Source organism: Rhizobacter sp. P2_H2, from assembly GCF_056403375.1.
In genome coordinates, this window is record NZ_JBFUFP010000818.1 from 1 (window position 1) to 2,489 (window position 2,489).

General features: G+C 71.4%; 2 protein-coding genes. Both read left to right on the forward strand.

Annotation, left to right across the window (positions count from 1 at the left end; translation table 11 throughout):
• Nucleotides 1-280: 280 nt before the first annotated feature.
• Nucleotides 281-1,081 (forward strand): SMC-Scp complex subunit ScpB, encoded by an 801-nt coding sequence (gene scpB / locus AC1D15_RS26770; RefSeq protein ID WP_477828390.1) that lies wholly within the window; start codon nucleotides 281-283, stop codon nucleotides 1,079-1,081.
• Nucleotides 1,068-2,489: pseudouridine synthase (locus AC1D15_RS26775; protein WP_477828391.1), on the forward strand; the 1,422-nt coding region annotated here is incomplete at its 3' end. The genes scpB and AC1D15_RS26775, both read left to right, overlap by 14 nt.

A 2,489-nucleotide genomic window follows, 5' to 3' on the forward strand; every position in this document is an offset into this window, starting at 1 on the left:
GATGTGAACTGCAGCGCCGATGTGAATGGCGCGCAGGCTGGATGTGAACTGCAGCGCCGATGTGAATGGCGCGCAGGCTGGTTCTCAGCGCCAAGCCGTCAAGACGGCGCTTCGGACCAGACGCTCCACACTCGACAGCCTTCGCCAACCCAGCGACATCCCAGCGACAACCCGGTGCGTCCACCGGTGCGCCGCGGGATTCGAGCGAAGGCCGATGCGAGCGGAGCCCGCCCCCTGAATGCCTGCCGGCCGAGCCGGCTGAGGATGTGAACGAACGTCAATGAACACACAGGATGCAAAGCGCGTCCTTGAGACCGCGCTCATCTGCGCCCAGCAGCCGATGCCCATGCGTGACATGCGCGCGCTGTTTGCCGACGAACTCGGCCCCGACACCCTGCGTGCGCTGCTCGACGAGTTGATGCGCGACTGGGAGGAGCGCGGGGTCGAGCTGGTGGCGCTGGCMCATGGCTGGCGCTTCCAGAGCCGCCCGGAGATGCGCGAGTACCTCGACCGGCTGAACCCCGAGAAGCCGCCGAAGTATTCGCGGGCCGTGATGGAGACGCTGGCGATCATCGCGTACCGCCAGCCGGTCACGCGCGGCGACATCGAGGACATCCGCGGCGTCACCGTCAGCAGCCAGATCGTCAAGCAGCTCGAGGACCGCGGCTGGATCGACGCGATCGGCTACCGCGAGGCCCCGGGCCGCCCGGCGCTGTACGCGACGACGAAGCAGTTCCTCGACGACCTCGGGCTGGCGAGCCTGGAGCAGTTGCCGATGCTGCAGAGCTCGGCGCTGAACCCCGGTGCGATGGCCGAGGCGCTGGCCGGCCAGCCGTCACTGCTGGAGCCGGAGCAAGGCGCGCTGCCGCTCGACGGCGAGCTGGCGATCGAGGTGTCGCTCGAAGCACCTGTCGAAGAACCCGCCGCCGGATCCCCCGCCGAGTCTCCTTTCGAATCCCCTTCCGAATCCCTCGCCGAACCGGTCGCCGACCTGGCGGCCGTTCCCTCCGCCCCTTCCCCTTCCCATACCGAGCCAGCGGCAGATGCCGCCCCCGAGGACACACCGCATGAACCAAGCTGACGACTCTTCGACGACCCTGCCTCCCGACGCCGAAGGCGGCGAGGCCTCGGCCGCGAAGCCCAAGCGTCGCCGCACGACCAAGGCCGCGGCCACCGACGCGCCGGCGACGGCTGCCGAGGCTGTGCCGGCGGAAGCTGCTGCGGGTGATGCCGCGGAGGCTGCGCCGAAGCCGGCACGCAAGCGCAAGTCGGCCGTGAAGGTGGAGGACGGTGCTGCTGCCGACCACGACACCGGGAGTGCCGCCGCGGCCCCGGTGGCCGAGCCGCTGATCCAGGTCGAGACGAAGCGGCCCCGACCGCCCGTCGAAGCTGCTGCCGCCGCGGCGCCTGCCGCGGCACCGGTCGAGCCGCCGCCCGCCGCCGCCGATGCGCCGGTGATCTTCACCGTGGTCAAGGAGCCCGGCACGGAGCTGCCGCCGGACTGGGATCCGCCCGGCCTCGAGCGCGAGGTCGACGAGAACGGCCAGCCGACCCGGGCGTCGCGCAATCGCCGCCGCGGCGGGCGCAAGGACCGCCGCCGCGACGAGGTCGTGCTCGGCGCGGCCGAGGCGCACCTGTCGACGCCGGTGATGCCCGACGCGAGCGACCTGTTCGCGACGGTGGTGTCCGGCGATTTCGACGTCGAGGTGCCGCAGCCCGAGGGCGCGCCGTCCACCGAGCCGGCGGCGCAATCGCTGTCTGCCGACGAGGCCGAGGGCGAAGGCGACGACCTGGACGCCGAGGATGAAGCCGCAGGCGACGCCGAGGCCGAATCCACCGCCGAGATCACCCCCGAGGAGGCCGCCGAACGCAAGCGCGTGCTGCAGGCCGACCCCGACGCGCCGAAGCTGCACAAGGTGCTGGCCCAGGCCGGCGTCGGCTCGCGCCGCGACATGGAGGACATGATCGCCGACGGCCGCGTCACGGTGAACGACCAGCCTGCCCACACCGGCCAGCGCATCTCGTTCGGCGACCGCATCAAGGTCGACGGCAAGCCGGTGCGCGTGCGCATCGTGCCGCCGGCGCCGCGCATCATCGCGTACCACAAGCCGGCCGGCGAGGTCGTCACGCACGACGACCCGCAGCACCGCCCCACCGTGTTCCGCCGCCTGCCGCGGCTGCAGCAGGGCAAGTGGCAGTCGGTCGGCCGCCTCGACCTGAACACCGAGGGCCTGCTGCTGTTCACGAACTCCGGCGAACTCGCCAACCAGCTGATGCATCCGCGCTTCGGCGTCGAGCGCGAGTACGCGGTGCGCGTGCTCGGCACGCTGGAGGAGGGCGACAAGACCAAGCTGCTGAACGGCGTGATGGTCGAGGGCCAGATCGCGGGCTTCAAGTCGATCGTCGACGGCGGCGGCGAGGGCGCGAACCACTGGTACCGCGTCGTCATCACCGAGGGCCGCAACCGCGAGGTGCGCAAGCTGTTCGAG